Source organism: Mesorhizobium sp. M2C.T.Ca.TU.002.02.1.1, assembly GCF_003997225.1.
This window is the reverse complement of sequence record NZ_RZTO01000524.1, coordinates 1-4,473: the sequence shown is the minus strand read 5'-3', so window position 1 is coordinate 4,473 and position 4,473 is coordinate 1. Positions and strand designations below refer to the sequence as shown.

Genomic DNA, 4,473 nt, shown 5'->3' with positions numbered 1-4,473 from the left:
CCTATGTCGAGAAGACGCAAAAAGCCGAACGCCCGCCGCTGTCGCGGCCCGAGCGCGAGGAGCAGGGCTCGACGCTGTTCATCGACCCGGCGACGCGCGCCAATCTCGAACTGCTGCGCACGCTCTCCGGCAGCCGCGACGGCTCGCTGTTCAAAGCGATCGACCGAACCGTGACCGGCGGCGGGGCGCGCTTGCTCGCCGACCGGCTGATGGCACCGCTGACCGATCCAGAGGCGATTGCAGCCCGACTGGATTCGGTGTCGTTCTTCCGCACCGAGACACGGCTTTGCCAGGGCCTGCGGACGAGCCTCAAAAGCGTCGCCGACATGCCGCGGGCGCTGTCCAGGCTGGCGCTCAACCGCGGCGGTCCGCGCGATCTGGGCGCGCTGCGCGCCGGATTCGAAGCGGCCGGCGCGATCACCGAACTGTTCGCGGCGGCCGCCCTGCCCGCCGAGCTCGCCGCGGCACTTGCCGCGATCAAGGCTCTGCCCGAGGCGCTCGCCCGCCACCTCAGCGAAGCGTTGGACGACGAGCTACCGCTGATCAAGCGCGACGGCGGCTTCGTGCGAACCGGCTATCACGCCGAGCTCGACGAGATGCGGGCGCTGCGCGACGAATCGCGAAAAGTGATCGCCGGGCTGGAGCGCTCGCTGATCGAGGAGACCGGCATCCGCTCGCTGAAGATCCGGCACAACAATGTGCTCGGCTATTACATCGAGGTCACCGCCAACCATCATTCGCTCATGACCGGCAGCGACGCCGCCAAGGCGCGCTTCATCCATCGCCAGACCATGGCCAACGCCATGCGCTTCACCACGACGGAACTGGCGGAGCTGGAATCGAAGATCGCCAACGCCGCCGACCGGGCGCTGAGCATCGAGCTCGCCGCGTTCGACCGGCTGACGGCGGAAGTGGTGGGCGAGGCCGAACGGATCCGCGCCGGGGCGGAAGCGCTTGCGGCCCTGGACGTTTCATCGGCGCTGGCATTGCTTTCCGAGAGCGAGGGCTGGTGCCGGCCGCTGGTGGATTCGAGCCTCGCCTTCGAGATTGCCGGCGGGCGCCACCCGGTGGTCGAGCAGGCGCTCAGGCGTTCCGGCGAAGGACCGTTCGTCGCCAATGATTGCGACCTGTCGCCCGAAGGCGGCGCCAAGGCCGGCGCGATCTGGCTGCTCACCGGCCCGAATATGGGCGGTAAATCGACGTTCCTCAGACAGAATGCGCTGATCGCGATCCTTGCCCAGACCGGCTCCTACGTGCCGGCTGAGAGCGCCCATATCGGTGTCGTCGACCGGCTGTTCTCGCGCGTCGGCGCCTCGGATGACCTGGCGCGCGGCCGCTCGACCTTCATGGTCGAGATGGTCGAGACCGCGGCGATCCTTAACCAGGCGGGCGAGCGGGCGCTGGTCATCCTCGACGAGATCGGCCGCGGCACCGCAACCTTCGACGGCCTGTCGATCGCCTGGGCGGCCGTCGAATATCTGCATGAGAAGAACCGCTGCAGGGCGATCTTCGCCACGCATTTCCACGAGATGACGGCGCTGGCCGGCAAATTGCCGCGGCTTCACAACGTCACCATGCGGGTCAAGGAATGGGAAGGCGACGTCGTCTTCCTGCACGAGGTCGGCAAGGGTGCGGCCGACCGCTCCTATGGCGTGCAGGTGGCGCGACTGGCCGGCCTGCCCGAGGCGGTCGTCGCCCGCGCCAAGGAGGTTCTGCATCAGCTGGAAGAGGGCGAGGTTTCGGGCAAGACCAATCGGCTGGTCGACGATTTGCCGCTGTTTTCGGTGGCGATGAAGCGCGAGGCGCCGAAGCCGGCGAAAAGCGATGCGCTGGGCGAAGCGCTCGGCGCGATCAATCCCGACGAGATGACGCCGCGCGAGGCGCTGGAGGCGCTCTACCGGCTGAAGGGTCTGTCGAGCCGGTAATCAGAACAATCGGAACATCGGCGTCACCAGTCCTGCCGACTGGAGCCAGCCGAGCAATTCGACCGCAAGTAACGCTGCAAGGAAGTAAGAGCCGTCGATGGCGGTCCGCCTCAGCGCCGCCGAATCGAACGTGACGGGAGACGGGCCCGAAACATCGTTATCATCGCGCCGCAGACGGGGAAAGAAGGCCGGCACGCGTCGACGATAGCGCCAATAGGCCTCGCCAAAGATCGCATCCAGCGCCATCGCTTCGCGCATCGCGACATAGGAAAAGACCAGGCAGGTGAAGACAAAAAGAGCCGCCGAAAGGATCAGCGACCCGAATGTCAGCCCGACGCCGGCCAGCCCAAGGGCCGAGAAGAAATAGAGCGGGTTGCGCGTATAGGCATAGGGGCCGGTTGTGACGAGTTCCCGGTTCTTGCGCCCGCCAACGTAGAGCGACGCCCAGCAGCGGCCGCCGATGCAGATGAGGATCAGCACGGTACCCGCAAATTCCAGCATTTCGCGAAAGGTGCTGCCTTGCGGCCACCCACTCTGCGCAAGCAGGACCGGCGCCAGGACGACGAGCGCAGCCAGCCAAAGGAAGCGCATCCTTCTGCCCTGTTGAAAAACCGTCGGGGAGAGCGGCATCGGGAATTTCTTCTGCATTTGCGTCACCGCCTCAGTCGTTGCGCACCGCGGCTCCCTTGTCGGTCCAGGCCGGCGGCAGGCCTATCCGATCGCCGACAAAGCCGACGAGACCGGGTGACTTTCCGAAGGCCTTGCAGGCCGGGTATTTCGGCCCGCCGCCGACCATGGCGCGCAGTTCCGCCCTGGTCGGGAGCGACGGCAGCTTGCCGAAAGGCGTCGTGCCGGTGACAAGGAGCTTGCTGAAATCGTGGCCGAACTTCGCCGCCAGGTCGTAGGCATCGCCTTCGCGGGCGACCCGGCCGGAATCCAGCAGGGCGTTGGCGCCACGTCCCCAGATCATGGCAGCCGCCTGCTTGCCGTTTTCACCGATCGCTTCGGCTTCAAGCGACAGGCTGCCCAATCCGATCGGCAGGCGCGGGACCGGAACGCGGACTTCGGGGAGCGCGACGGAAACCGCCGTTGACGCGACCTTCGAAACGCCCACCGCCAGCGCATTCGTCGGCGCCACATGCGTTACCATCGCGTGGACGGTCAGGTCGGCCGGCTCGGTCAGGGCGACCACTTGAAAGCGCTGGCTCAGGCCGGAGCAAAGGGTCCTGTCGACGGCGTTCGTGATCAGACCGCGCTGCGCCGGTGTCAATGTCGATGTTCCGGCGGCAGGTTGCGAAAAGCCCGTCGGAATGATCCGGACGGTTTTTGCCGCAAGCACGTCGTCCTTGCTCACCCGCATCAGTGAGCGGGCCAACAAACCGTCCGACGGTTTCAACTCGTCATAGGATTGCAGCGAGCCTACCTGATCGAGCGGCGCGGACGCGCAGCCGACCGCGAGCATGCTCAAGACCAGCACAAACGGCCATACTATGCGGTGGTCCGCGCGGCACGCGCGCGGATCGAACAGGCCACGACCGGTGTGAGCCTCGCGACGGGAACGCAAGCAAGCTGCCATAGATGCCTCTGTCTGGATGCGCCCGGTGGGCCGTGTTGGGGAGCGTCAATAATTGCACTCAGTGCAAAAATTAATGGCGCCATTATGGCGAGGCGTGATGACGGGACTTGAATGCGCGCCAAATTTCTTGTCGCATTTGAGGAAAGGTCGTGTCAGGAGCGCCTCATGAACGATGCGCCAAAACCAGAAGGCTTGCGCGAGCGGAAGCGGCGAGAAACCTCCCACCGCATCGCAGCAGCCGGCCTGAACGCTTTCCTGGCCAAGGGCTATGACGCGACCACGCTCGACGAGATCGCCGCAGCCGCCGGCATCTCGCGCCGGACGTTCTTCCACTATTTCAAGAGCAAGGACGAGGTTCTGCTGGCGTCTCTGGGCAACTACGCGAGCATGGTCAAAGCCATGATCCTTGCCGAGCCACCGAGCGGATCGGCGATCGACATCGCCCGCGGCGCATTGCTCAATCTTGCCGGCAGTTTCCATGCATCGGAGATGATGGCGACCGCCAAACTCATGCGGGAAAGCAAGACGCTGCGCTCGCGCACGCATGCGGGCTACCTACAGCTCGAGCAAGCCATCTTCGACGGCTTATCCGAGTTGCGGCCGGACGAGGCACGCAACAGTCTGCGGCTGGTCTCCCTCGTGGCGGTCGTGGCGTTGCGCCTGGCCGTGGAAACATGGCAGCAGCAGCAGGCCAGGCATCCGCTGGCAGGATATGTCCGGGATGCCTTTGAACGGCTGAAGGCCGAGATTCGATAAGTCCAGTCGTCTGAGGCGTCGCAAAGAACAAAAGCCGTGTTGACTCATTGTACCGATCGGTACAATGTCGGCTATCGACAATCGAAACCGACAGGAGATTTCCATGAGCCGTCCGCCATTGCCGCCCTTCACGGCCGAGACAGCGGCGCAAAAGGCGCGCCTTGCGGAGGACGCCTGGAACAGCCGCGACCCTGAGCGGGTTTCGCTTGCCTATAC

At 65.1% G+C, this 4,473-nt stretch carries 5 protein-coding genes; 3 read left to right on the top strand and 2 right to left on the bottom strand.

Features of this window, described 5'->3' with window-relative positions:
* On the top strand, positions 1–1,925 hold a 1,925-nt coding region (mutS, locus tag EOD07_RS23950), incomplete at its 5' end, for a DNA mismatch repair protein MutS (RefSeq protein WP_127237206.1).
* Here mutS and EOD07_RS23945 read toward each other — a convergent pair.
* Both EOD07_RS23945 and EOD07_RS23940 read right to left on the bottom strand, forming a co-directional pair.
* Complete coding sequence (locus tag EOD07_RS23945; RefSeq protein ID WP_127237205.1) at positions 1,926–2,573, bottom strand: isoprenylcysteine carboxylmethyltransferase family protein; 648 nt, start codon at positions 2,571–2,573, stop codon at positions 1,926–1,928.
* 13 nt (positions 2,574–2,586) lie between these two features.
* Positions 2,587–3,489, bottom strand: coding sequence for a DUF3313 domain-containing protein (locus EOD07_RS23940; RefSeq protein WP_245470441.1), 903 nt, complete (start codon positions 3,487–3,489; stop codon positions 2,587–2,589).
* Positions 3,490–3,666: 177 nt separating this feature from the next.
* Between EOD07_RS23940 and EOD07_RS23935 the strand changes: the two genes are divergently transcribed.
* Together EOD07_RS23935 and EOD07_RS23930 are read left to right on the top strand one after the other, a co-directional pair.
* Complete coding sequence (locus EOD07_RS23935) at positions 3,667–4,257, top strand: TetR/AcrR family transcriptional regulator (RefSeq protein ID WP_127237203.1); 591 nt, start codon at positions 3,667–3,669, stop codon at positions 4,255–4,257.
* 103 nt (positions 4,258–4,360) lie between these two features.
* The coding region (locus EOD07_RS23930) for a DUF1348 family protein (protein ID WP_127237202.1) at positions 4,361–4,473 on the top strand (113 nt) is incomplete at its 3' end.

What these genes read in the sequence shown, in the direction of transcription:
- EOD07_RS23945 (WP_127237205.1), bottom strand. Translation starts at nt 2,573, where the DNA reads ATGCAGAAGAAATTCCCGATGCCGCTCTCCCCGACGGTTTTTCAACAG.
- EOD07_RS23935 (WP_127237203.1), top strand. Translation starts at nt 3,667, where the DNA reads ATGAACGATGCGCCAAAACCAGAAGGCTTGCGCGAGCGGAAGCGGCGA.